This is a genomic window from Arthrobacter humicola, from assembly GCF_039531445.1.
Classification (GTDB): domain Bacteria; phylum Actinomycetota; class Actinomycetes; order Actinomycetales; family Micrococcaceae; genus Arthrobacter; species Arthrobacter humicola.
The window spans coordinates 50,762-74,557 of record NZ_BAAAQB010000006.1; the positions used below are offsets into that span (position 1 = coordinate 50,762).

Sequence of the window (23,796 nt, forward strand, 5' to 3'; positions counted from 1 at the left end):
GGACCGGGCTATGTTTAGTCCATGGTGTCCGCCGACAGCAACGCGCAGGGCGAGCAGGAACCCGAGAGATTCGGATCCGCGCTGGTCGATGAAGCCGCCCGCCGGGACGCCGCCCTGGGCGATGTGGACTGGGCTTCCTTGCCAGAAGGCGCCGTCCGGGGCGCCTTCGAGGCCCCCAGCGGAAGACTCGCGACCATCTCCATGGGCACACCGGGAAACCCCCGGGTGCTCCTGATTCCGGGGGCGACCGGGTCCAAGGAGGACTTTGTGCTGATGCTCCCCGGACTCGCCGCGGCCGGGTACTTCGTCCTGAGTTGCGACATTGCCGGCCAGTTCGAATCCGCCGCGGCGGGCCCCGAAAACCTCGTGCCTCCCCGCGCCCACTACGACTACGACTTGTTCACCAATGACCTGATCGCCATGCTCGACGCCGAGGCCGGGCCCGCGCACGTCGTCGGGTATTCGTTCGCCGCGATCGTCGCCCAGTTGGCCTTCACCCGGCGCCCGGAAAAGTTCCGGAGCCTCACCCTGATCAGCTGCCCGCCGGAGCCCGGCCAGAGTTTCCGCGGCGTCCAGCGCGTCGGCCGGGTCAGCCGCTGGGTCAACCCTCGGATCGGCGCCGCGCTGATGATCTGGGGCATCCGCATCAACGTCGCGCACGTGGCGCCCAACCGGCTTCGGTTTGTGCGATACCGGTTCCGGTTCACCCGCCGGAGCTCTGTGAGTGACATCATCGGGCTGATGCAGCATGCACCGGACCTTCGGGCGGCTCTGGCCGCCGCGTCGCTGCCTAAGTTCGTCACGGTGGGCGAACATGACCTCTGGCCGCTGGCGCTGCACCGCCGCTTCGCACAGTCCATCGGCGCGCGGATCGCGGTCTACCGGGGCGGGCACAGCCCGAGTGAGACCTCGCCGTACCAAATGAGCCGAGACCTGATCGCGCTTTACGGTTCCGTCTGACGCGAGTGGGTTCGTTCCCATTGCCGCCGGCGCCGGCGGCGCCGGAAAGGTCCCTCCTGCCGGAATTCGATGCCGAACGTCGTCCACGCCATCGACAACCGGCGCCCGACGGAGTGCCAGCTCGCCAGCGGCCGCGCGGAGACCCGCACGCGCAGCCCGGGGTCAGCGATCACCTTCACGTCGGGCGGAATCTGGTAGGAAATGTCGAGATCATCGTGGACCGGCGGTATGCCCCGGTGAACGGAGCCCCGGATCCGGTCCCAGACGTCGGACCGCAGGGCGAAATTCGAGCCAAACAGCGGAGGATGACCCAGCAGCCACCCGATGGCCCAGAAATACCCGGGAATGTAGACGCTCCCGCCCACCCACCGGGCGAACCGGGTCTCGCCATAGAAGTCGCCGGGGCCGGACACGGCGGACAACGGTCCTGCCTTCTCGAGAATTGCTTCAACCCGTTCGAGCCAGTCGGCGGGCGGGATGGAGTCGGTGTCCAGCCGGGCAATCAGCTCGGAGCAGGCTTCATCGAAGCCGTGTGCCGTGCAGGCGGCGATGCCCGGGAGTTCGACGGCGAGCCGCCGCGCCCCCGCAGCGGCGCAGACCTCCGCGGTGTTGTCCGTGCTGGCGTTGTCCACGACGACGATTTCGTCGGCCGGGCGGGTCTGGCCGACGAGCGCAGCCAGGCACGCGGCGAGCATGCCGGCGTCGTTCCTGGTCGGGATAACCACCGAGATTGTTGTCATCGTGCCCCGACTATAGTCCCGGGACGGGACGAAATGCCCCCGTCGGCCTCTTGCACCATGGCCCCCGGCCCCGTACGTTGGGGGACAGCGGACGAATGTCTCCGCAGCCGTTGGCCTCATGGCCGCCGGAGATCAGCAGCATTTCAGAAGGATAAAGGCATGGCTACAGGCACAGTTAAATGGTTCAACGCCGAAAAGGGTTTTGGCTTCATTGCCCCGGATGACGGGTCGGCCGACGTTTTCGCCCACTACTCGGCAATCGCAACCAGCGGCTACCGCTCGCTGGACGAGAACCAGAAGGTTGAATTCGACGTCACGCAGGGCCCGAAGGGCCCGCAGGCTGAGAACATCCGCCCGCTCTAAGTACACAGGACAAGCCCCGGCCGCCCGGCCGGGACACCGTCCCCGAAGACCACAACAACCCTCCGGAGGATTCCTCCGGAGGGTTGTTTGTGTGCGGGAGCGTTTATGCCCGATGGCAACTATCTGCGGGAGCGTCAGCCGACATGGACCCAGGGGCGCCGCGTGACGTCAGGCTCGGCCTCGCGCAGCACTTCACGGGTTACCGGGGCGATTTCACCTTCGCCGAAGGCCAGGAACCGCATGAGGTTGGTGATGGGGTTACCCTCCGTCCAACGGAAGTAGATGTGCGGCATCAGCCCGGTGACGTCGCGGATGTGCAGCAGTACGGAGGCGATCGTGTTGGGAACCACGGGCCCATGGACTTCCAGGATCTGGTACCCGTGTCGGATCACCCCGCGGACCTCGAGCTCGGTCTCGAAGTCCGAAGAGTCGTCGACCACCACTTCCAGGAACAGGGCCTGGTAGTCCAACGGCAGGTGGCTGACCTCGATGGCCGACGTCAGTTTGTCCCGGTACGCCTCAGCACTGAGCCGCAGCGGTTCGTGGGCGATGATCGCGATGGGCCCGGTTTCGTTGGCAGCCAGGAATTCCAGGGCCGGGGTGTCCATGCGCACATGGGTGGCGTGGAGCTCGAAGGAGCGGCGGATGCGGGAGAGCAGCGAGATGACGATGATCCCGAGGATGAACAGCGCCGCGATCCGGATGCCTTCGGGGCGCTCGAAAATGTTGGCCACCGTGGTGTAAATGAATACGACGGCGATGATCCCGAACCCGATGCTGCGCTTGCGCTGCCGTTTGCTGCGCGCCGAGAAGGTCACGGCGACCGCGGCAGAGGTCATCAGGACGAGGACGCCGGTGGCGTAGGCGCCGCCCTGGGCGTCGACGTCGGCGTCGAAGAGCCAGGTGATCAGGAACCCCACGAGCGTGAACACCAGGACCAGCGGCCGGACGGCGCGTGCCCATTCCGGCGCCATGCCGTACCGGGGCAGATAGCGGGGAACCAGGTTCAGGAGCCCGGCCATGGCGGAGGCGCCGGCAAACCACAGGATGGCAATGGTGCTGATGTCATACACGGTGCCGAAGCCCGCGCCCAGGTATTCGTGGGCCAGATAGGCCAGGGCGCGCCCGTTCGCCTGGCCGCCCGGCTGGAATTCCTGTTCCGGGATGAGCACCACGGTGGTGAAGCTCGTGGTGACGAGGAACGCACTCATGATGACGGCGGCCGTGGTCAGCAGGCGGCGGGCGCCCTTGATCCTGCCCTCGGGGTTCGCCTCGGTGTCCGTGGCGTGGCCGCGGATCTGCGGCATGACCGCGACGCCGGTCTCGAAGCCCGACAGGCCCAGGGCCAGCTTCGGGAAGACCAGCAGCGCGATGCCCACGACCATCAGGGGGTTTCCGTGCTGGGTGGTCAGGGCCAGCCACCAGTTGTCGACCGCCACCGGGTGCGCGATGACCTCGAAGATGGTTGTAATAACCACAATGACGTTCAGGCCGAGATAGAGCCCCACGAGGACGACGGCGACGCCGATCGCCTCTTTGAAGCCGCGCAGGAACACCGCGGCGAGCAGGGCGAGCAGGAACAAGGTGACCGGGACGTTCTGGCCCTGCATCCAGGCGGGCGCAAACGGGTTCTCGATGGCGTGCGCGGTCGCGTCAGCTGCGGAGAGCGTCATGGTGATCATGAAGTCGGTGGCCGCGAACCCCAGCAGGACCAGGACCAGGAGTTTTCCGCCCCACCTCGGCAGGAGCCGCTCCAGCATGGCGATGGACCCTTCGCCGCGCGGGCTTTCGGCGGCCACCCGGCGGTACACGGGCAGTGCGCCCAGCAAGGTCACGGCAACCAGGACCAGAGTGGCCAACGGCGAAATCACACCGGCCGCGAGCGCGGCGATGGCGGGCTGGTAGCCCAGCGTGGAGAAGTAGTCCACACCGGTCAGGCACATGACCTGCCACCACGTGTGCTTTTTCAGGTGGCTGTCACTGACGGCCCCCGGCCCCTGGTGGGTTCCCTTGCTGTCCTGCAGCCCGAACAGGAGCCAGTTCCTGAAGTGGTCCCCGGCGCCGGGCCGTGGCGCGGAGGGGTCTGCCGGGGGTCGGCTGAGCGTGGTCATTTTGTCCTTTCCACACGACGCACCGCGCCGCTTCCGTCCGCGACAGTACCAGCCCCCGCAACCGCCGGCGCCGTCCAGCGCCGTCCAGCGGACAATCCTGACGGTTCCTTAACGCGGCGCTTGTGTACCCGGCCTGACTCCCCGCGGCCGCCCTTCCTGCTGGCCCGGACGAGCCGCCGCATTAAGATAACGCAAATTCTGGGGCCGCCTGCATATGGAAAGCATTAAGGCCCGATCCGGTCGGGCTTCGGCGGTGATGTCATGAAACAAGGGGACACTGCGGCCACTGTGGTCGCGGTCAGATCCTCGGCAGGAGCTAAACAAAATGAACACCAAGTCCCGGCGGATGCGGGAAGCATCAGGACTTCCGGCCGGTGCCGGTGGCGCTCGGGATTTCGTCGCCGTCGACGACAGCGGGGATTTCTCCTACCACCGATCGGAGGAGGAACTATTGACGGCGTTTGAATACGTCGGGGAAGCTGCATGCATCATCGACCGCGGCGGCAGCTCTTACCGCCTGGTGCTGGATGGAAATCGTCACCTGTCCGTTGGGCCCGCGCTGGGACCGGTGGAATTCCATTGGCTCCGTCACGCGTGGCTGGACGCTCAAAATGCCCATCCGGACGAGCACCGGCTCCGGCGCTTCTACCCCGTCACGAGCGACGAAGTGGTGTCGGACTTGTTCGAAACCCTTGCCTTGGAACGCCCGAGGGAACCGGCCGAGGGAGCATGGTCTCTGGACATCCACGGCTTTGCCTCGCGGCCGTCCAGCCTCGGGGAACTCGATCGTCTGCTCGCCCGGCAGAAACGGCTGGTGCACGTCCACGTGACGGACCCGTTCGGACACATCTACCGGCCGGCGCGACACCGGAGTCACTGGTATCTGCCGGCATCCGCCGGAGCCATCCTTTACGTCGAAGTCCCGGCCCCGGTCACGGCCCGCTGACCGCGGTGCCCTGCGGGCCGGCCCGGCGTTAAGGATCCGTCAAGATCGTTCCCGGGTCGGGAACGGCGTCCGGCTCCGGTGTTATCGTCGGCACTAAACACGATGGTGGGCATCGCGCGGAGAGGCACAGATGACCACGATGAGCAGACCGCCTTCGGATCCCTCAGCGGTACGGCCGGGAGCCGGGGACAACTTCAGAAGATGGCTGCTTTTCGGCCTGCAGGACGCCAAAGGTGTCCATCAGGGACCCGGCGCAGTGAGCGACTCGCATCTGAAGAAGCATGCGTGGTGGCAGGTCATGTGCCTCACCGGCGTTGATTACTTCTCAACTTTGGGCTACCAGCCGGCCATCGCAGCCTTGGCTGCGGGCGTAATCTCGCCGCTGGCGACCATGGTCCTGGTGGCTGTCACCCTGCTTGGGGCCCTACCGGTTTACCGCCGGGTTGCCGGTGAGAGCCACCGCGGCGAGGGCTCCATCGCCATGCTGGAACGGCTGATGCCGCGCTGGGGCGGGAAGTTGTTCGTGCTGGTCCTGCTGGGGTTCGCGGCCACCGACTTCATGATCACCATGACGCTCTCCGCCGCCGACGCCACCGCACACGCGATCCAGAACCCCCTCGTTCCGGGCTGGATGCAGGGCCAAAACGTGCCGGTCACGCTCTTCCTGCTCGCCCTGTTGGGTGCCGTCTTCCTGCGCGGGTTCAAAGAAGCGATCGGCGTTGCGGTCGTCCTGGTCGGCATCTATCTGAGCCTGAATGTCGTGGTCGTGATCACCACCATCCTGGAATTATTCACTCACCCCGTTGACGTGGCTAACTGGTGGCTCGCCCTGACAACCTCGCACGGGAACCCGTTCATGGTGGTCGGGATCGCCCTGCTCGTCTTCCCCAAGCTGGCCCTTGGCCTGTCCGGCTTCGAAACCGGCGTGGCCGTGATGCCACAGATCCAAGGACGCCCCGGTGACACCGAAGAGAAGCCCGTAGGCCGGATCGAGGGCGCCCGCCGGCTGCTGACAACCGCCGCCGTCATCATGAGCGCCTTCCTCATCACGACCAGCTTCACCACGGTGATCCTGATCCCGGCACAGGAATTCCAGCCCGGCGGCCAGGCCAACGGCCGCGCCCTGGCCTACCTGGCCCACGAATATCTGGGAAACGGATTCGGCACCGTCTACGACATCAGCACGATCGCCATCCTCTGGTTCGCCGGCGCTTCCGCAATGGCCGGGCTCCTGAACCTCGTGCCCCGCTACCTGCCCCGCTACGGCATGGCCCCCGGGTGGGCCCGGGCCGTCCGGCCGCTGGTCCTGGTGTTCACCGCCGTCGGGTTTCTGATCACCTGGCTCTTCAACGCCGACGTCGACGCCCAGGGCGGCGCCTACGCCACCGGCGTCCTGGTCCTGATGACCTCAGCCGCGGTTGCCGTGGCGCTGTCCGCCCGGCGCGGGAAACAGCGCAAACGCACCATCGGGTTCGGCATCATCGCCGTCGTTTTCATATACACCACAGTGGCCAACATCATTGAACGCCCCGAAGGCATCCGGATCGCAGCGTTCTTCATCGTGGGCATCATCGTGATTTCGCTGCTTTCGCGCATCCGGCGTTCTTTCGAGCTCCACGCCACCCATGTCCACATGGACCGGCAGGCTCTGGAGTTCATGTCCTCCAACCTGGAAGGGCCCATAGCGATCATCGCCCACGAACCGCTGCGCCTCAGCGCCGAGGCGTACCGGGACAAACTGACGTCTGCGATCGAGGTCAGCCACCTGCCCGTGGACTACCAGGCATTGTTCCTGGAAGTGACCGTGGACGATTCCTCCGACTTTGAGACGGCTTTGGAGGTCCACGGTGTGACCCGGCACGGCTACCATGTCCTGGAAGTCCACGGACCCGTCGTGCCGAACACCATCGCCTCGGTGCTCCTGCACATCCGGGACGTGACCGGGCTGATGCCGCACATCTACTTCCGCTGGACCGAAGGGAACCCGGTCACGAACCTGCTGCGCTTCCTCGCGTTCGGCGAAGGCGAAATCGCCCCGGTCACCCGCGAAGTGCTCCGCGAAGCAGAACCCGATGTCACCAAACGGCCCTGGGTCCACGTCGGCTGAGCGCCGCGGCCCGGAGGACAAGACGGGCTCCGGCCGCAGCCAAACAGGCCGAGTACGGATGCAGGACGGTCCGGAATTTCCGCGCACATTAAGGCTGCGTCAAGATCCCTCCTCAGGGCGTTAAGAAACCATCAGGAACCGGCCTTCTCCTTCTGGAGAGGAGTTGACTTTCAGTAGCCCCGCAAACGGGGCACAGATGAAAGGAACCTGCTATGGCCGACCTGGCTGTTATCGGAATCCTCATGGTGTCCATGGGGTTCGTCATGTGGATCGGCCACGTCCTGGCCGGGATGGTCGGGGGTGCCGATGACAGGCCGGAGGGTGGACGTTGAGCGCGGACGCGATCATGTGGCTCGTTCTGTTGCTGGCCGGGCTGTGCCTCTTCGGCTACCTCCTGGCGGTCCTGATCCATCCGGAAAAATGGTGAACGGATCATGACCTTCAACTCCGCATCCTTTGTAGTCCAGGTGGCGGGACTGCTCATTGTCCTCGCAGCCCTGCACAAGCCCTTCGGCATCTATCTGGCCCGGGTTTTCGAGGGCACGACGTCCAGCCGAACCGAGCGTCTTTTCTACCGGCTCGCCGGGATCGACGCCGGCACCGAGCAGAGCTGGTCCGTCTACCTGCGCAGCGTCCTGGCGTTTTCCGCTGTCTCCATCCTGGCCGTGTTCGGCCTGCAGCGGCTGCAGGGCGTCCTGCCCGGCAGCGGTTCCCTGCCCGGCGTCGACCCGTGGGTGGCCATGAACACGGCCATTTCCTTTGTGACCAACACGAACTGGCAGACGTATGTACCGGAGACCACGCTGGGCATCTTCGTGCAGATGACTCTGCTGGCAGTGCAGAACTTCCTCTCGGCCGCGGTCGGCATCGTCGTCGTCGTCGCCCTCATCCGCGGCATCGCCCGAACCAGGACGCAGCGGCTGGGGAACTTCTGGGTGGACCTAGCCCGGACCACTTTCCGGATCCTGCTGCCGATCGCGTTCGTCGCGGCAGTGGTGATGGTCCTCGGCGGCGTGGTGCAGAACTTCTGGCCCACCGACGTCACCAACCAGGCGTCCGGGATCCACCAGACCATTCCCGGCGGCCCGGTCGCGTCCCAGGAAGCCATCAAGGAGCTCGGGACCAACGGCGGCGGCTACTTCAACGCCAACTCCGCCCACCCGTTCGAGAACCCCAATGCCCTCATCAGCTTCTTCGAGGTGTTCCTGCTCCTGCTCATCCCCTCTGCCCTGCCCTACGCCTTCGGCCGGATGGTGGGTGACCAGAAGCAGGGCTACACGGTGGCCGCGGTGATGGGCGCCCTGTGGCTGGCATCGGTTTCCCTGATGGGATGGGCCGTGGCTTCCGGCCAGGGAACCGCGACGGCGGCGGCCGGCGGCCTGGGCGAAGGCTTTGAACAGCGCTTCGGACCGGTGCAAAGCGCGATCTTCGCCACGTCCACCACGCTGACCTCCACCGGCGCCGTCAACGTCGCCCATGATTCCCTGCCCCCGCTGGCCGGCGGTGTGGCCATGGTGAACATGATGCTCGGCGAAGTCGCCCCGGGTGGAACCGGGTCCGGGCTCTACGGGCTGCTGATCCTGTCCATCATTTCCGTCTTCATTGCCGGGCTGATGGTCGGGCGCACCCCGGAGTACCTGGGCAAGAAGATCGGCCCGACGGAAATGAAACTCGCCGCCATGTACATCCTCGTCACCCCGACCGTGGTCTTGGCCCTGGCCGGCATTACCGTCCTGTTGCCGGACGCCATGGCCAACGCCCCGGCCACCGGCCCGCACCAGTTCAGCGAAGTGCTTTACGCCTTCACATCAGGGGCCAACAACAACGGCTCTGCGTTCGGCGGCATCACCACCTCGGGCCCCTACCTCTCAGTCATGATGGGCCTGGCGATGCTGCTGGGCCGATTCCTCCCGATTGTCCTGGTCCTCGCCCTGGCCGGCTCCCTCGCCCGTCAGGGCAAGGTTCCCGCCTCCGCCGGCACCGTCCCCACCCACGGTCTCCTGTTCGGCGGGCTGCTGCTCGGCGTGACAGTGATCCTGACCGCCCTGAGCTACTTCCCGGCCCTTGCCCTGGGCCCCCTCGCAGAAGGACTCCTGAAATGACCCGGTCTAGCACGGCATCAGCCTCGGACCTCGCCGCCCAGACCTACGCCGACGGCAACCCCCTCGGCACCCCCGGCGAGCACAAGCACCACACCAAAGCCCCGGCAAAACTGACGATCACGTCCGTCGCCGCCGCCCTGCCACTTGCGGTCCGGAAACTTTCCCCGCGGCAGATGATCCATTCTCCGGTCATGTTCACCGTGTTGGTGGGGGCCGCCCTGTGCACGGCGATCTCCCTGTACAGGCCGTCGGTGTTCGGCATCGCGGTCACGGCCTGGCTGTGGCTCACCGTGCTCTTCGGCACCCTGTCCGAATCCATCGCCGAGGGCCGGGGCAAGGCCCAGGCGGACAGCCTCCGCGCCAGCCGCAAAGGCGTGACGGCCCGGCTCCGGCAGCCCGACGGCACCACCCGGGACATCCCCGGCACGGAGCTGCGGCTCAATGACATCGTGATCTGCGAGGCCGGGGACGTCATTCCCTCGGACGGCGAAATCATCGAAGGTCTCGCCAGCGTCGACGAATCGACCATCACCGGCGAATCAGCCCCGGTGATCCGCGAATCCGGCGGCGACCGCTCCTCCGTCACCGGCGGGACGAAGGTCCTCTCGGACCGGATCGTCATCCGCATCACCGCCGAGCCGGGCCAAACGTTCATCGACCGAATGATCAAGCTCGTCGAGGGCGCCGTGCGGCAGAAGACCCCGAACGAAATCGCCCTCCACGTCCTGCTGGTGTCCCTGACCATCGTGTTCCTGGCCGTCACCATGTCCCTGGCCCCGTTTGCCGCCCTGGCCGGCGCCACCCCGTCCCCGATCGTGCTGGTGGCCCTGCTGGTCTGCCTGATCCCCACCACCATCGGGGCGCTGGTCCCGGCGATCGGCATCGCCGGCATGGACCGCTTGGTCCAGCACAACGTGCTGGCCACCTCCGGCCGCGCCGTGGAGACCGCCGGAGACATCACCACACTGCTGCTGGACAAGACCGGCACCATTACCTACGGCAACCGCCGCGCCGTCAATTTCTTCCCTGCCGATCATGTGGACAGGACCCAACTCATCGAAGCGGCCCGGGTCTGCAGCCTGGCCGACGAGACCCCCGAGGGCCGCTCCATTGTGGACCTCGCCGCGGACAAGGGCGTGACCGGGTCCGATCTGGCCACCCTCGAACGCAGCTCCGGCAATTTTGCCGTGGTCCCCTTCAGCGCCAGCACGCGCATGAGCGGACTGGACCTTGACGGCCGGCAGATCCGCAAAGGCGCCGCCTCCACGGTGACGGCCTTCGTTGCCGAATACGGCGGGCACTCCCCGGCGGAAGTCGACCACCGGGTAACGGAAATCTCGGCAAAGGGCGGAACGCCCCTGCTCGTCGCCCAGGTGGGAAAGGACGGCCGCGCCGAGATCCTGGGGACCATCCACCTCGCCGACGTCGTCAAACCCGGCATGCATGCCCGCTTCGCCGAACTGCGGCAAATGGGCATCCGGACGGTGATGATCACCGGCGACAACCCCATCACTGCCAAGGCCATCGCCGCCGAGGCCGGGGTCGACGATTTCCTGGCCGAGGCAACCCCGGAGGACAAACTCGCGGTCATCAAGAAGGAGCAGGCGGCAGGGCGGCTGGTGGCCATGACCGGGGACGGTACCAACGACGCCCCGGCCCTGGCCGCGGCGGACGTCGGCGTCGCCATGAACTCCGGCACCCCGGCCGCCAAAGACGCTGCCAACATGGTGGACCTCGACTCCGACCCCACCAAGCTCATCAACATCGTCGGCATCGGCAAACAGCTGCTCATCACCCGCGGCGCCCTGACCACCTTCTCCGTCGCCAATGACGTCGCCAAGTACTTCGCGATCGTTCCGGCCCTCTTCACCGCCGCGTTCCCGGGGCTGGGACTGCTGAACATCATGGGACTCGCCACCCCGTCCTCGGCCATCCTGTCCGCGGTGATCTTCAACGCCCTGATCATCATCGCCCTGGTGCCGCTCGCGCTCCGCGGCGTCAAATACCGTGCCGTCTCCGCCAACCAGGCACTGGGGCGGAACCTGCTGATCTACGGGCTCGGCGGGCTCATCGCCCCCTTCATCGGCATCAAGATCATCGACCTCATGATTTCCCTCATCCCCGGAATCGGCTAGGAACATCCCCATGAACACACTCACCGGCTACCTCCGGCAGGCAGGCACCGCCGTCCGGTTCTTGCTCTTCGCCACCTTGGTCCTCGGCGTGGCCTACCCCCTGGCCGTCTTCGGCGTCGGACAGCTCATCGCCCCGTACCAGGCCAACGGCTCCATCATCAAAGACAGCGCCGGCACCCCGGCCGCGTCGGCCCTGATCGCCCAGGCATCCGCCAACGACGCCGGAGCCCAGGACCCGCGCTGGTTCCATGCCCGGCCCTCGGCCGTGAAATGGGACCCGGCATCGTCCTCGGCCAGCAACCTGGGCCCCAACGACCCCAAACTGGCAGAGGCCATCGCTGCCAACCGCGCGGCCGTCGCGAAGGCCGAAAACGTCCCCGAAGCGGCCGTTCCTGCCGATGCCGTGACCGCCAGCGGCTCCGGACTGGATCCGGACATCTCGCTGGCCTACGCCCGACTCCAGATACCGCGCGTTGCCGCCGCCCACGGGCTCAGCACGGAGACTGTGACCGCCCTCGTCGCACAACAGACCAGCGGCGGCGCCGAGGCATTCCTGGGGCAGCCCGCGGTGAACGTGACGGTCCTGAACCTCGCAGTCGCCGCCGCGTCGCCCGTGTCCGCCTCCAAGTGACAGAATGACGACATGGCACGTGGAACGCTGCGGATCTTCCTGGGGGCCGCGCCCGGCGTGGGTAAGACATACGAGATGCTGGAGGAAGCCCACCGACTCCGCGAGCGAGGCGAAGATGTGGCGGTAGCGTTCGCGCTCGACCACGGCCGCGCCGACACAAGGGCACTCATGGCCGGCCTCGAGGTCATTCCGCCCCGGCAGCTGCGCTACCGGGGGGCCGAGTTTGAGGAAATGGACCTGGACGCAGTTCTGGCCCGTGCCCCCAAGACCGCGGTAGTGGACGAGTACGCCCACTCCAACGTCCCGGGCAGCCGCAACCAGAAGCGCTGGCAGGACGTGGATGAACTTCTCAACGCCGGGATCAATGTCCTATCAACGGTGAACATCCAGCATCTGGCGTCCCTGGGCGACGTCGTCAGCGCCATCACCGACGTCCGCCAGGCAGAAACCGTGCCGGACGACGTCGTGCGCCGCGCCGACCAGATCGATCTGGTCGACATCCCGCCGGAACTGCTGCGCCAGCGGCTCAGCGACGGAAAAATCTACGCCGCGGATAAGATTGACGCGGCCCTGTCCAACTATTTCCGCCTGGGCAACCTCGGCGCGCTGCGCGAGCTCGCTTTGCTGTGGCTGGCCGACAGGGTGGACGAAGGGCTGGCCAAATACCGGGCCGAACAGGGCATTGAAGCCAGCTGGCCAGCCCGCGAGCGCATCGTGGTGGGCCTGACCGGGGGCCCTGAGGGCGAGGCACTCATCCGCCGCGGGGCCCGTATCCTGACCAGGGTCAGCGGCGGTGACCTTCTGGCCGTCCATGTGCGCGCCGCCGACGGTGTCGCTTCGGAGTCACCACAGGCGCTCGAACGGCAGCGGCGGCTGATCCAGGATCTGGGCGGCAGCTACCATATCGTATCCGGGGAAGACCCGGCGGCCGCACTGCTGGACTTCGCCCGCAGCGTCAACGCCACCCAGATCGTGGTCGGTATTTCGCGCCACAAGAACCTCGCGGGCGTGGTGGGCGGTCTCTTGGGTGGCGGGGTGGGGACGCGGGTGGTGCGGGGCTCCGGAGACATCGATGTCCACATGGTCTCGCACCCCCTCGGCGGCCAGGGCACGGGGGTGCCGCACCCCCGCGATCTCGGCCGGGTTCGGGTGGCAGTAGGCCTGATCTTGGCGGTCCTGTTGCCTGCGCTGCTGCAATTGCTGCTGCTGGCCCTGAACCCGGAGCGCAACGTGGCCACAGCGATGCTGGTCCAACTGACCGGCTCCGTCGTGGTGGCCCTGGTTGGCGGACTATGGCCGGCGATCCTCGCCGCGCTGTGGAGCAGCCTCCTGGTCAACTACTTTTCCACCCCGCCGGTCGGCAACTTAACCATCAGTGATCCGCAGAACTTGTTTGCCCTGCTGGTGTTCGTGGGCGTCTCGGCGGCCGTCGCCGTCGTCGTCGACCTTTCGGCACGCCGCTCGAAGGAGGCTGCGCGGGCCCGTGCCGAGGCAACGACGCTGGGTGACCTGACCCGCGGCGCCGCCGGGTCGGAGGACACCGTTCAGGCGCTGCTGGAGCAGGCGCTGGGTGTTTTCCAAGTCCGGGGCACTGCCCTGTTCAGCCGCGAGGCCGGCGCCGGGTACGGCGCCGGAAGCACGGCCAGCGGCCGGCCGTGGCGGCTGCTCGCCTCGGCTGGAGAGATCCCGGCTACTGCCGAGAGCGCTCGGGGGGACGCCGCCACCGGCGACAACGTCGAAGAGATCGATGCCGCCACCCGGCTGGTCCTATACGGACGGATCCTGCCAGCAAGCGACCGGCGCCTCCTGGGGGCCTTCGGCGTCCATTTGGCGGCCCAGCTTGAACGCCAGCAGCTGGTTGTCAGCCGCCGGGAGATGCTGCGCCTGGCCGAGAGCAACACGATGCGCACTTCCATTCTCCGCGCCGTGTCCCACGACCTGCGCACCCCGCTGGCCGGGATCAAACTCGCCGTCGGCGGCCTGCGCCACGACGGCGTCCGCTACACCCCGGAAGAGGAGCAGGAGCTGCTGGCTACCATCGAGGAGTGCTCGGACCGGCTGGACGCCCTGGTGGGGAATCTGCTGGACATGTCCCGGCTCACCTCGGATGCCGTCAATCCCCTCCTCAAACCGGTGCGCTGGTTCGAAGTGATCCCCGGAGCCCTCGGCGCCGTCCCTCCGGGCAGGGTGCGGGTGGACCTGCCCGCCAACATGCCGGAGATCGACGCCGACCCGGGAATGCTGGAACGTGTCATTGCGAACATCGTCGAAAACGCCGTGAAATACGCCCCGGACTCAGATATTGTCCTGGTGGGGACGGCCGGCGGCCTCAGCCCGGCGACACTCGAAGGGCACCCTGCGGGCGAGCTGCGGATCATCGATCATGGTCGCGGCGTCCCGGCGGAGAGTGTCGTCGAGATGTTCCGTCCGTTCCAGCGGCTCGATGACACGCCGCAGGCCACCGGGATCGGACTCGGACTGGCCGTGGCGAAAGGATTCACCGAAGCAATGGGCGGAACGCTGGCCGCGGAAGAGACGCCAGGTGGCGGTTTGACGATGGTCATCCGGCTTCCCCTGTCCACGGGCGTGCCGTTCGACGCACGCCCCGCCCAGGCTCCGCTCGAGCCGCAGTCGGCCGTGGGGCGCCGCCATGCACTGCCGCTCAGGCCTGGACCGGACGCCGGATGACCGCCGTCCTGGTGGTCGATGACGACCCGCACCTGCTGAGGGCACTCCGAATCACGCTGCAGGCCCACGGTTACTCGGTGACCACTGCGGCAGACGGGCGTTCTGCCCTGCTGAGCGCATCCCAGCACCCCTTGGCGCTGGTCATCCTGGATCTCGGTCTGCCGGACATCGACGGCACCACAGTCCTGCGGGAGCTCCGGTCCTGGAGCCAGGTCCCGATTCTGGTGCTCTCAGCCCGCCACGGCTCCGAGGACAAAGTGGAAGCGCTCGACGCCGGCGCGGACGACTACATCACGAAGCCGTTCGGCCTCGACGAGCTGCTGGCCCGGATCCGTGCCCTCCTGCGCCGCAGCGTTGACCAGGAGCAGGCACCCGTGGTGACCGCCGGGGCCTTCACCGTGGACCTGGGCAAACACCGTGTCATCCGCGACGGCCAGGATGTGCGGCTGACCCCCACCGAATGGAACATTCTGGAGGTGCTGGTCCGGAACCCGGAAAAGCTCATCACACAGCAGCAGCTGCTCTCCGAGGTCTGGGGTCCGGCGTACGCCAAGGAAACCAACTATCTCCGGGTCTACATGGCCCAGCTGCGGCGCAAACTCGAACCGGACACCGCCAACCCGCGCCATCTGCTCACCGAGGCCGGCATCGGCTACCGGTTCATGCCCTGAGAGTTTTTCCTGGCTGTGCTTGCTCAGAGCGACTGCTGAGTTTTCGCATGCCGCGGCCGGCAATGGATACTGGGGCAATGACAAATCGCAGCCCGCTCAACTGGGACGATGCCGGCCCGTCGCCGCTGCCGGAGATCCCGGCGCAACTGCAGGCCGTCCTCAACGGAATCCCGGCCATGGTGGGCTACTGGGATACGGAGCTCCGCAACCGCCTGGCCAACGACGCCTACGGCACGTGGTTCGGCATTGAACCCGGCCAGTTGTACGGCATGCATATCGGCGACGTGCTCGGGGAGGCAGTCTTCGAGGCGAACCGGCCGCACATCGAGCTCGTGCTCGCGGGAGAGCCTCAGAAGTTTGACCGGACCCTCGTGGATGCCGCGGGCGAATCGCGCTTCACCGAGGTGACGTACACCCCCGATGCCCGGGACGACGGCGCGGTACGGGGGTTTTTCGTCCAGGTCACGGACATCACGGAGCGGGTGCTGGCCGATCGGCGCAGGCAGCAGGACATGGACCGGTACCGGGCCCTGGCGCGCAGCGTCCCCGGTGTCTTCGTGCTCCTCTTCGACGCCGATCTGCGGTACCTGATCGCCGAAGGGCAAGAACTGGAGACGTTCGGCTACCGCACGGAGGAGCTGGAAGGCCGGCGCATCCAGGACGTACTCAAGGGCGATCTCGCCAGCGAGCTCGAACCGCGCTACCGTGCGGCCCTCACCGGCCAGGAAGTCTCCTGGAGCCGTCAGATCGGCCACCGCACCTACCGGCTCAAAGCCGGACCGGTGTACTCCGACGACGAGGCCACGGCCGGCATGGTCGTGGCGGTTGACGTCACCGAGCGCCTGCAGCAGCAGCAGGTCTGGGAGGCCCTCCACGAAATAGCGACCGCTGTCGCCCGCAACTCCGCCCCCGCCGACATCTCCGAGCGGGTCGCGGCCATCGTCCTTGAGCTGTTCAATGTGGACTCCGCCGCCGTCGTCCGTTTCACGGGTGCATCGTCGGCGGAAATCGTCGCCATGGCCCCCGCCCTCCCGCCGACGCTGAGCCGCCGGCACATCTTTGCCCCGACTGACGAGTCGGCCACCGTCCGGGTGGCGTTGACGGGCAAGCCTGCCCTCGTTGTCTACGGGCCGGAGGGCGGACCGGCGGCGGAGCAGATGCGCGCCGGCGGCTTCCAGTCCGCGGCGGCGGCGCCGGTCCGGGTCGGGGGAAGCCTGTGGGGCGTGGTGACCCTGACCTCAAAATCCCGCACGGGCGTCACGGAAGCCATGATGGCGCGGCTGGCCCAGTTTGCGGAGCTCGTCGAGATCGCCATCGGCAACTCGGAGGCACGGACCGACCTCGAACTGCAGGCCACCACGGATGCCCTGAGCGGCCTGCCCAACCGGCGGGCCCTGGAACGGCACCTCGCCGAACAGGTTGCGCTGGCCGGGACGCGCGGCACCAGCCTGAGCGCCGTCGTCCTGGATATCGACCACTTCAAAAGGGTCAATGACACCTACGGCCACCTTTTGGGCGACGTCGTCCTGGCCGAGGTCGCGGCGAGGCTCCGGAGGGTCGCCCGGAGCCAGGACATCCTGGCCCGCTTCGGCGGCGAAGAGTTCGTGTGGCTGCTCCCGGAGACGAACGGCGCCGAGGCCCTGCAGGCGGCGGAACGGGCCCGGGAGGCCATCGCGTCCGAGCCGTTCGGGGACGTCGGCTTCCTGACGATCTCCGCCGGCGTCTGCGAGCAGCGCGACGCCGCGGCCGGGACCCTCCTGGACTGCGCGGACCGGGCTCTCTACGAGGCGAAAAACGCCGGCCGCAACCGCACCTCACGCTACGGCCACGCCACCCGGACCGCCCGTGCCGGGGACGGCCCGGGCGGACTCCGCGCCTAGCTCAGCGCTTAAACGAAGGCCGACTTTCCGGTCACGGCCCGGGCCACGATCAGTGAATTGATCTCGTAGCTGCCCTCGTAGGTGTACAGGATTTCGGCGTCGCCGAAGAGCTTGCCCATCTCGTAGTCGCTGCTGATCCCGTTGCCGCCCATAAGCGACCGGCCCATCGCCACCGAGGCCCGCGCCAGCCGCGTGGTGGTGGACTTGGCCATGGCGGCCTGGACCATCTCCAGCTTGCCCTCCTCCTGGATCCTCGCCAGCTGGGCCATCAGGGCCAGCGAGGCGGTGGCGTTGCCCAGGATCTCGGCGAGCTGCTGCTGAATGAGCTGGAAGCAGGCCAGCTCCTTGCCAAACTGCCGGCGCTGCAGCGAATAAGAACGCGCGACGTCGAACGCGGCCAGCTGGATGCCGGCGCCTTGCCAGCCCACCCAGGCGCGCGAATCACGCAGAAGCTCGTTGGCCTTGGAGAAGTCTGTGGCCCCCGGCAGCAGGTTGGCTTCCGGGATGCGGACCTCATCCAGGACGATGTCCGCGTTCTGCATGATGCGCAGGCCGATCTTGTTGGCGATCTTCGTGGCGGTGTACCCGGGCCGGTCCGTTTCCACGATGAAACCCTTGATGTGCTGGTCGGCGACGTCGCGTGCCCAGACGAGGGCGAAGTCCGAGATGGTGCCGGCTCCGATCCAGCGTTTGGCGCCGTTGATGACCCACCCGCCGTTCTCCAGCCGCGCCGTGGTTTCCAGCCCGCCGGCGATGTCCGAGCCATGGTCCGGCTCGGTCAGGGCGAATGCTCCGATCCGGGTGAAGGCGGTGAGGCCGGGGAGCCACCGGGCCTTTTGCTCCTCGGAGCCAAGCTGATCGATCATGCCGACAATCAGCTCGTTGTGGATGCCCACGAGCGCCGAGAGCGAGACGTCGGCGCGGGCCACCTCGACGTACATGAGGCCCTTGAAGAGCTTGGACGTGCCGTCCGTCTGCAACCCGCCCAGGCCGTACTTGCCGAGTTCCGCGAGCAGCCCGAAGGGGAACTCCTCGCGGTTCCAGTAGTCGATCGATGCCGCCCGAATCCGGGACTGCAGGAATTCCCGGACCTCCTGGTAGCGGAGCTGTTCGTCCGGCGGCAGCAGGTCCACGATGTACATGAGGTCGGCGTCGGGAAACGGCGGCTCTGCGGCGGAGCCCGCCGCAACCGTTTGGGCTGTGCCTGATTCGGCTGTGTCTGATTCGGCTGTGTCTGATTCGGCTGTGTCTGATTCGGCTGTGTCTGATTCGGCTGTGTCTGATTCGGCTGTGGCCGACTGTCCGTTGGCACGTCCTGGTGACTGCACGGGCACGCATCCCTTCGTCATGCGCCGCCAGCAGAGCGACGCCGCTCTTCCAAACCCTTGGATGTCCTAGTATATTGCAGAGTGACGGGGATCACTAGGCGGGCGCCGCGGCGGCCCGGCGGGATCCCAGGCAACGGCGTTGTGCCACGGACCGCCCGGAACGGCTGCGCCAGCGAACTTCGAAAGGTGCACCATGACCGTAACTGAGGAATTCCGGGCCGCCAGGGACCGGCTGCTTGCCCTGCGCGGGGACTACGAGGCCGCCCGCAGCGAATTCCAGTGGCCGCGCTTGGAGGAATTCAACTTCGCGCTGGACTGGTTCGACCAGCTCGCGGCAGACCCGGCCAAGGCGGACAACCCGGCCCTGGTGATCGTCGAGCAGGACGGATCAGCAACGCGGCGCAGCTACGCGGACCTCGCCCGGCGCTCGTCCCAGGTGGCCAACTGGCTGCGGAGCCAGGGCGTGCGGCGCGGGGACCGGATGATCATCATGCTCGGCAACCAGGTGGAGCTCTGGGAACTCATGCTGGCCGGCATCAAGCTGGGCATCGTCCTGATCCCCACCACCACCCTGATGGGGTCCGCGGACCTCCAGGACAGGGTGGAGCGCGGCGGCGCGGCCTGGGCCGCCGTCGGAAGTGCCAACATCGCCAAGTTCGCTGACGTCGCGGGTGACTACACGCTGATCGAAATCGCCGACGCCGCCGCAGAACCGGCCGGACCACAGGACACGGCGCTGCAGTACGCAGACGCCGCCGCGGCCAGCGAGGATTTCGCCCCGGACGCCCCCACCCTGGCCGACGAGACCCTCCTGCTCTACTTCACCTCCGGCACCACGTCCAAGGCCAAGCTGGTGGAGCACACGCACACCTCCTACCCGGTGGGTCACCTCTCCACGATGTTCTGGATCGGGATGGAACCGGGCGACGTCCACCTCAACGTCGCCTCCCCGGGCTGGGCAAAGCACGCCTGGTCCAACGTGTTCACGCCCTGGATCGCCGAGGCCTGCGTGTTCATCTACAACTACGAGCGCTTCGACGCCAAGGCCCTCATGGAGCAGATGGACCGCGAGTCCGTGACGAGCTTCTGCGCCCCGCCCACGGTCTGGCGCATGCTCATCCAGGCCGACCTCACGCAGCTGAAGAACCCGCCCACCAAGGTGGTGTCCGCCGGCGAACCGCTCAACGCCGAAGTGATCGACCAGGTCCACCGCGCCTGGGGCCAGACCATCCGGGACGGCTTCGGGCAGACCGAATCGACGGTGCAGATCGCGAACACCCCGGGCCAGCCGATCAAGATCGGCGCCATGGGCAGGCCGCTGCCCGGCTACGACGTCGTGCTCGTGAACCCCGCCACCGGTGAGGAGTCTGACGACGGCGAACTCTGCCTGCGCCTGGACCCCCGCCCCGTGGGGCTCATGAAGGCCTACTTCGGCGACCCGGAGAAGACCGCGGAGGCTTTCCGCGACGGCTACTATCACACCGGCGACATGGCCAGCCGGGACGAGCGCGGCATCATCACGTATGTGGGCCGGGGCGACGACGTCTTCAAGTCCTCCGACTACCGGCTGTCCCCGTTCGAACTGGAGAGCGTGCTGATCGAGCACCCGGCGGTGGCGGAGGCCGCCGTCGTCCCGTCCCCCGACCCGCTCAAGCTGTCCGTGCCGAAGGCGTTTGTGGTCCTGGCCGCCGGGCACCAGCCCGGCCCGGAGCTCGCCGAGGACATCCTGCGGTACTGCCGCGAACACCTGGCCCCGTTCAAGCGGATCCGCCGCCTGGAGTTCGCCGAACTCCCGAAGACCATCTCCGGCAAGATCCGGCGCGTGGAGCTCCGCCACAGCGAGGAAATGCGCCACGGCGGCGGACCTGTTCCGGAAGGCCTGGGCATCGAGTATTCCGAGGCCGATTTCCCGGGACTCAAGGGGCAGAGCTGACCGTGGGAACGCCGCTGCCCCGAGATCCGATCGCCGACGCCCGGCTGAACTGGGAGCGCCACGGCTGGGCCGACGTCGCCGCCCCGATGGCGGCCATCACCGCCATCATGCGGACCCAGCAGATTCTGCTGGGCCGGATCGAAGCCGTGCTCAAGCCGTTCGGGCTCACGTTTGCACGGTATGAGCTGCTGGCATTGCTCAGTTTCGCACGCAGCGGCGCGTTGCCCATGAATAAGGCGAGCGCGCTGCTTCAAGTTCACCCCACCTCGGTCACCAACGCCGTGGACCGGCTCGAGAATGCCGAACTGGTGGTCCGTTCCCCGCATCCGACGGACGGCCGGACCACGCTGATCGAGCTCACCGCGGAGGGCCGCGCCCTGGCCAAACAGGCGACGGCGGTGCTGAACTCCGAGGTCTTCGGCCGCTCGGGCTTCGCAGACCAGGACGTGGACCAGCTGATCCGGATCCTTGGCACGTTCCGCCGGAACGCCGGGGACTTCAGCGATTAGAGGACCGGTCAGCCGCCGACGCCGGCAGGGACGGGCCTGCGGTCGAGATGGATGCCGGCGATCATGCATCGCACGGACCCTCCGGCCAGTTCGATCGTGGGAACGTCCACGGGCAGGAGGGTGCAGCTTCGTTCGATGACGGCCTTCTGCTCCGCCGTCAAGGTTCCCAGGGCCCGACGGGAGAGCGCCAGCACGCGGCCTTCCACGCCTTGCAGCTCGATCGCGTTGCCTGCGAAATTGCTGATCTGGTGGGGGCTCAGCTCGATGACCGTCCGTCCCCCGGCGGCAAGCCGTTCCATCACCTCACGCCGGCGCACCGCCGAGGGGATCAGGTCCGCTCCGACCATTGCGAAGCCCGTCGCCACAGTCATCATCACGTTCGTGTGATAGACGGCAGTGCCGTTTACGTCGACCGCGTCGAACAGCATGGGCTCATAGCCGAAGTTCGTACAGAACCGCTCCAGCGCCACGGGATCGGCGCGGCGGGAACGTGCGGCATAGGCCACACGGGCGCCGTGGTCCAGGACCATGGCTCCCGTTCCCTCCAGGAAGACGCTGTCCATTTCCAGCCCGGAGTAGTCGATGACGTCCTGCACCCGGTAATGGGTCTTCAGGAAGTCCAGGATGTCGCTGCGGCGTTCGTGCCGGCGGTTGGGGGCGTACATCGGGAAGATCCCGATCCGGCCACCCGCATGGGTGGAGAGCCAGTTGTTGGGGAACACACTGTCCGGGCGGGTTTCGTCATGGTCCTCGAAGAGGTGCACCGTGACACCGGCCGCCTCCAGCGCCGCGGCCAGCCCCGTCACCTCGTGACGGGCGGCAGCGGCCAGCGTTTGCCGGTCCCCGGAGTGAGCCTGCATCTGGAAGGCCGTCTGGAAGGCATTGTCCACTGCCGTCGCCTCGTTTGGCATGAAGTTGTGCGGCCTCACGAGAACGACGGCGGAGGGGGCTTGAACTGACATCGCAGGCTTACGAGCCAACCGGGGAAAGGGCGCCCACGAGGCCGAACAAGTTCTTCGGGTCCTCCGGGCTGGCAACGAGGTCGATCTCCACAAAGAAATCGGTGCCGGCGACGGCGTCGCGCACGAACCGCAGGGCGGAAAAGTCCTCAATGGCAAAGCCGACCGAGTCGAAGATGGTGACCTGTGCATCGTCGGTTCGTCCGGGTGCTTTGTCGGTCAGGACCTGCCAGAACTCCGTGACGCGGAAGTCGGCCGGCATGTGCTGGATCTCCCCTTCGATCCGGGTCTGGGGGGCGTATTCGACGAACACGTCGCCGAGTCCGAGGATCGCCGGTTCAAGCTCGGTCTTCCCGGGGCAGTCCCCGCCGATGGCATTGATGTGGACGCCCGGTTCAATCAGGTCTGCCGTGAGGATGGTGGCGTTGGCTTTGTCCGCGGTGCACGTGGTGATGACATCGGCTCCACGCACCGCATCCGCCGCGGATGTGGCGATTGTGATGTCGAAGCCCAGCGGCGCCATATTGGCCACGAACTTCTTGAGCGCGGCGGGATCCGTGTCCCAGACCCGGAGGGTTGAGATCCCCAGGGCACTCCGGAACGCGAGGGCCTGGAACTCGGACTGGCTTCCGCTGCCGATCATCGCCATGACGCGCGAGCCGGCACGGGCGAGCTTCTTGGCCACCATGCCGGACGTCGCCGCGGTGCGCAGCGCTGTCAGGACTGTCATCTCGGTGAGGAATGTGGGATAGCCGTTGTGGACGTCGGCCAGGACGCCAAACGCTGTCACGGTCTGGAAACCGCGCGCGGGGTTGGACGGGTGGCCGTTGACGTACTTGAAACCATAGGTCTCGTGATCGCTCGTGGGCATGAGTTCGATGACGCCGAACGGCGTGTGGCTGGCGATCCGGGGAGTCTTGTCGAACGACTCCCAGCGCCGGAAGTCGTTCTCAACGTACTCGATCATGCCGGAAATGATGGTCTCCGGTCCGCGTCCGGCTGCCCAGCGCACCATGTTGTGGACATCGACAAAGCGCGTCATCGCGCCTCCTCATTCTCTAGTTAGTTGCTGATGCCACAACTCTAGGATTCGGCGATATGCAGTCTCAATTGCCAAACAGCAAGCTTTTTGTTGTGCAACTAATCATAATGACGACGCTGGTTGCATATTTTGCTGGCTGGATCCTCTGGGCCCCGTGATCCCTAGCGCAGCACGGAACTCAGCAGGAGGCTCGTTTCGCTGTTGACAACGCCGTCCACGCCGCGGATCCGGCCCAGGACTTGGTCGAATTCGACAAGACTCTCGGTGCGGAGCTCAGCAACAAGGTCCCACCCTCCGTTGGTGGTGTGCAGTGCCGTGATCTCGGGAAAGCCCCTGAGCTGGCGGATAACCCTGTCTGTCGTCCTGCCTTCCACAGCAATCAAGGCAACGGCGCGGATCGCCAGCGGGTCGAGTTCATCGCGGACTCGGACCGTGAATCCGACGATGGTCCCGGATGCCACAAGCCGCTCCAGCCGGCTGTTGACGGTGGCCCGAGCAACGTCTAGCCGGCGCGCCAGGCTGGCCACCGAGGCCCTGCCGTCCTCACGGAGGGCAGAAAGGAGCCGGCGGTCAAGATCATCAAGGGCGGTCATTGTCATAATGTACGTCGAGCCTCACTATTTTGCGACTTCCATCAATGAAAAGTGAAGCCCCCGACCGTTGCGTCGGCATATCGCCCACACCTCGGTCC

Annotated in this window: 19 protein-coding genes; 13 read left to right on the top strand and 6 right to left on the bottom strand. The window is 66.8% G+C overall.

Annotation, left to right across the window (positions count from 1 at the left end):
* Positions 1 to 21: 21 nt before the first annotated feature.
* On the top strand, positions 22 to 960 hold the full coding sequence (locus ABD243_RS01155) for an alpha/beta fold hydrolase (protein ID WP_344361121.1): 939 nt from the start codon (positions 22 to 24) through the stop codon (positions 958 to 960).
* Here ABD243_RS01155 and ABD243_RS01160 read toward each other — a convergent pair.
* Positions 945 to 1,700 carry a glycosyltransferase family 2 protein gene (locus ABD243_RS01160; RefSeq protein WP_344361124.1) on the bottom strand — a complete coding sequence of 252 codons (756 nt, stop codon included), beginning with the start codon at positions 1,698 to 1,700 and terminating at the stop codon, positions 945 to 947. The two genes, ABD243_RS01155 and ABD243_RS01160, sit on opposite strands and share 16 nt — an antisense overlap.
* 159 nt (positions 1,701 to 1,859) lie before the next feature.
* Between ABD243_RS01160 and ABD243_RS01165 the strand changes: the two genes are divergently transcribed.
* Entirely contained in the window at positions 1,860 to 2,063 is a 204-nt protein-coding gene (locus ABD243_RS01165; RefSeq protein ID WP_009357211.1) for a cold-shock protein, read from the top strand.
* Between the two features lie 134 nt (positions 2,064 to 2,197).
* Here the strand turns inward: ABD243_RS01165 and ABD243_RS01170 are convergent, their stop codons facing one another.
* Positions 2,198 to 4,174 carry an APC family permease gene (locus ABD243_RS01170; protein ID WP_344361128.1) on the bottom strand — a complete coding sequence of 659 codons (1,977 nt, stop codon included), beginning with the start codon at positions 4,172 to 4,174 and terminating at the stop codon, positions 2,198 to 2,200.
* A gap of 325 nt (positions 4,175 to 4,499) precedes the next feature.
* On the opposite strand from ABD243_RS01170, the gene ABD243_RS01175 reads away from it, so the two are divergent.
* The 9 genes from ABD243_RS01175 to ABD243_RS01215 all read left to right on the top strand — a co-directional run bounded on the left by ABD243_RS01175 (position 4,500) and on the right by ABD243_RS01215 (position 17,334).
* Positions 4,500 to 5,120, top strand: coding sequence for a hypothetical protein (locus ABD243_RS01175; RefSeq protein WP_344361130.1), 621 nt, complete (start codon positions 4,500 to 4,502; stop codon positions 5,118 to 5,120).
* 130 nt (positions 5,121 to 5,250) lie between these two features.
* The gene (locus ABD243_RS01180) at positions 5,251 to 7,227 is read left to right on the top strand and encodes an APC family permease (RefSeq protein WP_344361132.1); all 1,977 of its coding nucleotides are present in this window, start codon (positions 5,251 to 5,253) and stop codon (positions 7,225 to 7,227) included.
* A 328-nt stretch (positions 7,228 to 7,555) separates the two neighbouring features.
* Positions 7,556 to 7,654: a potassium-transporting ATPase subunit F gene (locus ABD243_RS01185; RefSeq protein ID WP_344361134.1), complete on the top strand. Its 99-nt coding sequence runs from the start codon at positions 7,556 to 7,558 to the stop codon at positions 7,652 to 7,654.
* Positions 7,655 to 7,661: 7 nt separating this feature from the next.
* Entirely contained in the window at positions 7,662 to 9,329 is a 1,668-nt protein-coding gene (gene kdpA / locus ABD243_RS01190; protein WP_344361137.1) for a potassium-transporting ATPase subunit KdpA, read from the top strand.
* The gene (kdpB, locus tag ABD243_RS01195) at positions 9,326 to 11,464 is read left to right on the top strand and encodes a potassium-transporting ATPase subunit KdpB (RefSeq protein ID WP_344361139.1); all 2,139 of its coding nucleotides are present in this window, start codon (positions 9,326 to 9,328) and stop codon (positions 11,462 to 11,464) included. Before kdpA ends, kdpB begins: the two co-directional genes overlap by 4 nt.
* Before the next feature lie 10 nt (positions 11,465 to 11,474).
* Positions 11,475 to 12,095 (top strand): K(+)-transporting ATPase subunit C, encoded by a 621-nt coding sequence (gene kdpC / locus ABD243_RS01200; protein WP_344361142.1) that lies wholly within the window; start codon positions 11,475 to 11,477, stop codon positions 12,093 to 12,095.
* A 12-nt stretch (positions 12,096 to 12,107) separates the two neighbouring features.
* On the top strand, positions 12,108 to 14,783 hold the full coding sequence (locus tag ABD243_RS01205) for a DUF4118 domain-containing protein (RefSeq protein WP_344361146.1): 2,676 nt from the start codon (positions 12,108 to 12,110) through the stop codon (positions 14,781 to 14,783).
* A complete protein-coding gene (locus ABD243_RS01210; RefSeq protein ID WP_344361148.1) occupies positions 14,780 to 15,454 on the top strand; it encodes a response regulator in 675 nt (224 codons plus the stop codon). Before ABD243_RS01205 ends, ABD243_RS01210 begins: the two co-directional genes overlap by 4 nt.
* A 77-nt stretch (positions 15,455 to 15,531) precedes the next feature.
* A complete protein-coding gene (locus ABD243_RS01215) occupies positions 15,532 to 17,334 on the top strand; it encodes a sensor domain-containing diguanylate cyclase (protein ID WP_344361151.1) in 1,803 nt (600 codons plus the stop codon).
* Positions 17,335 to 17,342: 8 nt separating this feature from the next.
* Here ABD243_RS01215 and ABD243_RS01220 read toward each other — a convergent pair whose 3' ends face one another.
* Complete coding sequence (locus ABD243_RS01220; RefSeq protein ID WP_344361155.1) at positions 17,343 to 18,476, bottom strand: acyl-CoA dehydrogenase family protein; 1,134 nt, start codon at positions 18,474 to 18,476, stop codon at positions 17,343 to 17,345.
* A gap of 379 nt (positions 18,477 to 18,855) precedes the next feature.
* On the opposite strand from ABD243_RS01220, the gene ABD243_RS01225 reads away from it, so the two are divergent.
* Together ABD243_RS01225 and ABD243_RS01230 are read left to right on the top strand one after the other, a co-directional pair.
* Entirely contained in the window at positions 18,856 to 20,595 is a 1,740-nt protein-coding gene (locus ABD243_RS01225; protein ID WP_344361158.1) for an AMP-binding protein, read from the top strand.
* A gap of 2 nt (positions 20,596 to 20,597) precedes the next feature.
* Positions 20,598 to 21,104 carry a MarR family winged helix-turn-helix transcriptional regulator gene (locus tag ABD243_RS01230; RefSeq protein WP_091250456.1) on the top strand — a complete coding sequence of 169 codons (507 nt, stop codon included), beginning with the start codon at positions 20,598 to 20,600 and terminating at the stop codon, positions 21,102 to 21,104.
* 8 nt (positions 21,105 to 21,112) lie between these two features.
* Here the strand turns inward: ABD243_RS01230 and ctlX are convergent, their stop codons facing one another.
* The 3 genes from ctlX to ABD243_RS01245 form a co-directional block, all read right to left on the bottom strand.
* Positions 21,113 to 22,066: a citrulline utilization hydrolase CtlX gene (gene ctlX / locus ABD243_RS01235; RefSeq protein WP_344361167.1), complete on the bottom strand. Its 954-nt coding sequence runs from the start codon at positions 22,064 to 22,066 to the stop codon at positions 21,113 to 21,115.
* A 7-nt stretch (positions 22,067 to 22,073) separates the two neighbouring features.
* On the bottom strand, positions 22,074 to 23,105 hold the full coding sequence (locus ABD243_RS01240; RefSeq protein WP_344361169.1) for an ornithine cyclodeaminase: 1,032 nt from the start codon (positions 23,103 to 23,105) through the stop codon (positions 22,074 to 22,076).
* A 161-nt stretch (positions 23,106 to 23,266) separates the two neighbouring features.
* Entirely contained in the window at positions 23,267 to 23,698 is a 432-nt protein-coding gene (locus ABD243_RS01245; RefSeq protein ID WP_116765654.1) for an Lrp/AsnC family transcriptional regulator, read from the bottom strand.
* Positions 23,699 to 23,796: the final 98 nt, after the last annotated feature.

Excerpts from the sequence above, each read along its gene's own strand:
- kdpC (WP_344361142.1), top strand. The coding sequence starts at position 11,475 with ATGAACACACTCACCGGCTACCTCCGGCAGGCAGGCACCGCCGTCCGG.
- ABD243_RS01205 (WP_344361146.1), top strand. The coding sequence starts at position 12,108 with ATGGCACGTGGAACGCTGCGGATCTTCCTGGGGGCCGCGCCCGGCGTG.
- ABD243_RS01180 (WP_344361132.1), top strand. The coding sequence starts at position 5,251 with ATGACCACGATGAGCAGACCGCCTTCGGATCCCTCAGCGGTACGGCCG.
- ABD243_RS01170 (WP_344361128.1), bottom strand. The coding sequence starts at position 4,174 with ATGACCACGCTCAGCCGACCCCCGGCAGACCCCTCCGCGCCACGGCCC.
- ABD243_RS01220 (WP_344361155.1), bottom strand. The coding sequence starts at position 18,476 with ATGTACATCGTGGACCTGCTGCCGCCGGACGAACAGCTCCGCTACCAG.
- ABD243_RS01210 (WP_344361148.1), top strand. The coding sequence starts at position 14,780 with ATGACCGCCGTCCTGGTGGTCGATGACGACCCGCACCTGCTGAGGGCA.
- ABD243_RS01215 (WP_344361151.1), top strand. The coding sequence starts at position 15,532 with ATGACAAATCGCAGCCCGCTCAACTGGGACGATGCCGGCCCGTCGCCG.
- ctlX (WP_344361167.1), bottom strand. The coding sequence starts at position 22,066 with ATGTCAGTTCAAGCCCCCTCCGCCGTCGTTCTCGTGAGGCCGCACAAC.
- ABD243_RS01245 (WP_116765654.1), bottom strand. The coding sequence starts at position 23,698 with ATGACCGCCCTTGATGATCTTGACCGCCGGCTCCTTTCTGCCCTCCGT.
- ABD243_RS01240 (WP_344361169.1), bottom strand. The coding sequence starts at position 23,105 with ATGACGCGCTTTGTCGATGTCCACAACATGGTGCGCTGGGCAGCCGGA.
- ABD243_RS01225 (WP_344361158.1), top strand. The coding sequence starts at position 18,856 with ATGACCGTAACTGAGGAATTCCGGGCCGCCAGGGACCGGCTGCTTGCC.
- ABD243_RS01160 (WP_344361124.1), bottom strand. The coding sequence starts at position 1,700 with ATGACAACAATCTCGGTGGTTATCCCGACCAGGAACGACGCCGGCATG.
- ABD243_RS01165 (WP_009357211.1), top strand. The coding sequence starts at position 1,860 with ATGGCTACAGGCACAGTTAAATGGTTCAACGCCGAAAAGGGTTTTGGC.
- kdpB (WP_344361139.1), top strand. The coding sequence starts at position 9,326 with ATGACCCGGTCTAGCACGGCATCAGCCTCGGACCTCGCCGCCCAGACC.
- ABD243_RS01155 (WP_344361121.1), top strand. The coding sequence starts at position 22 with ATGGTGTCCGCCGACAGCAACGCGCAGGGCGAGCAGGAACCCGAGAGA.
- kdpA (WP_344361137.1), top strand. The coding sequence starts at position 7,662 with ATGACCTTCAACTCCGCATCCTTTGTAGTCCAGGTGGCGGGACTGCTC.
- ABD243_RS01175 (WP_344361130.1), top strand. The coding sequence starts at position 4,500 with ATGAACACCAAGTCCCGGCGGATGCGGGAAGCATCAGGACTTCCGGCC.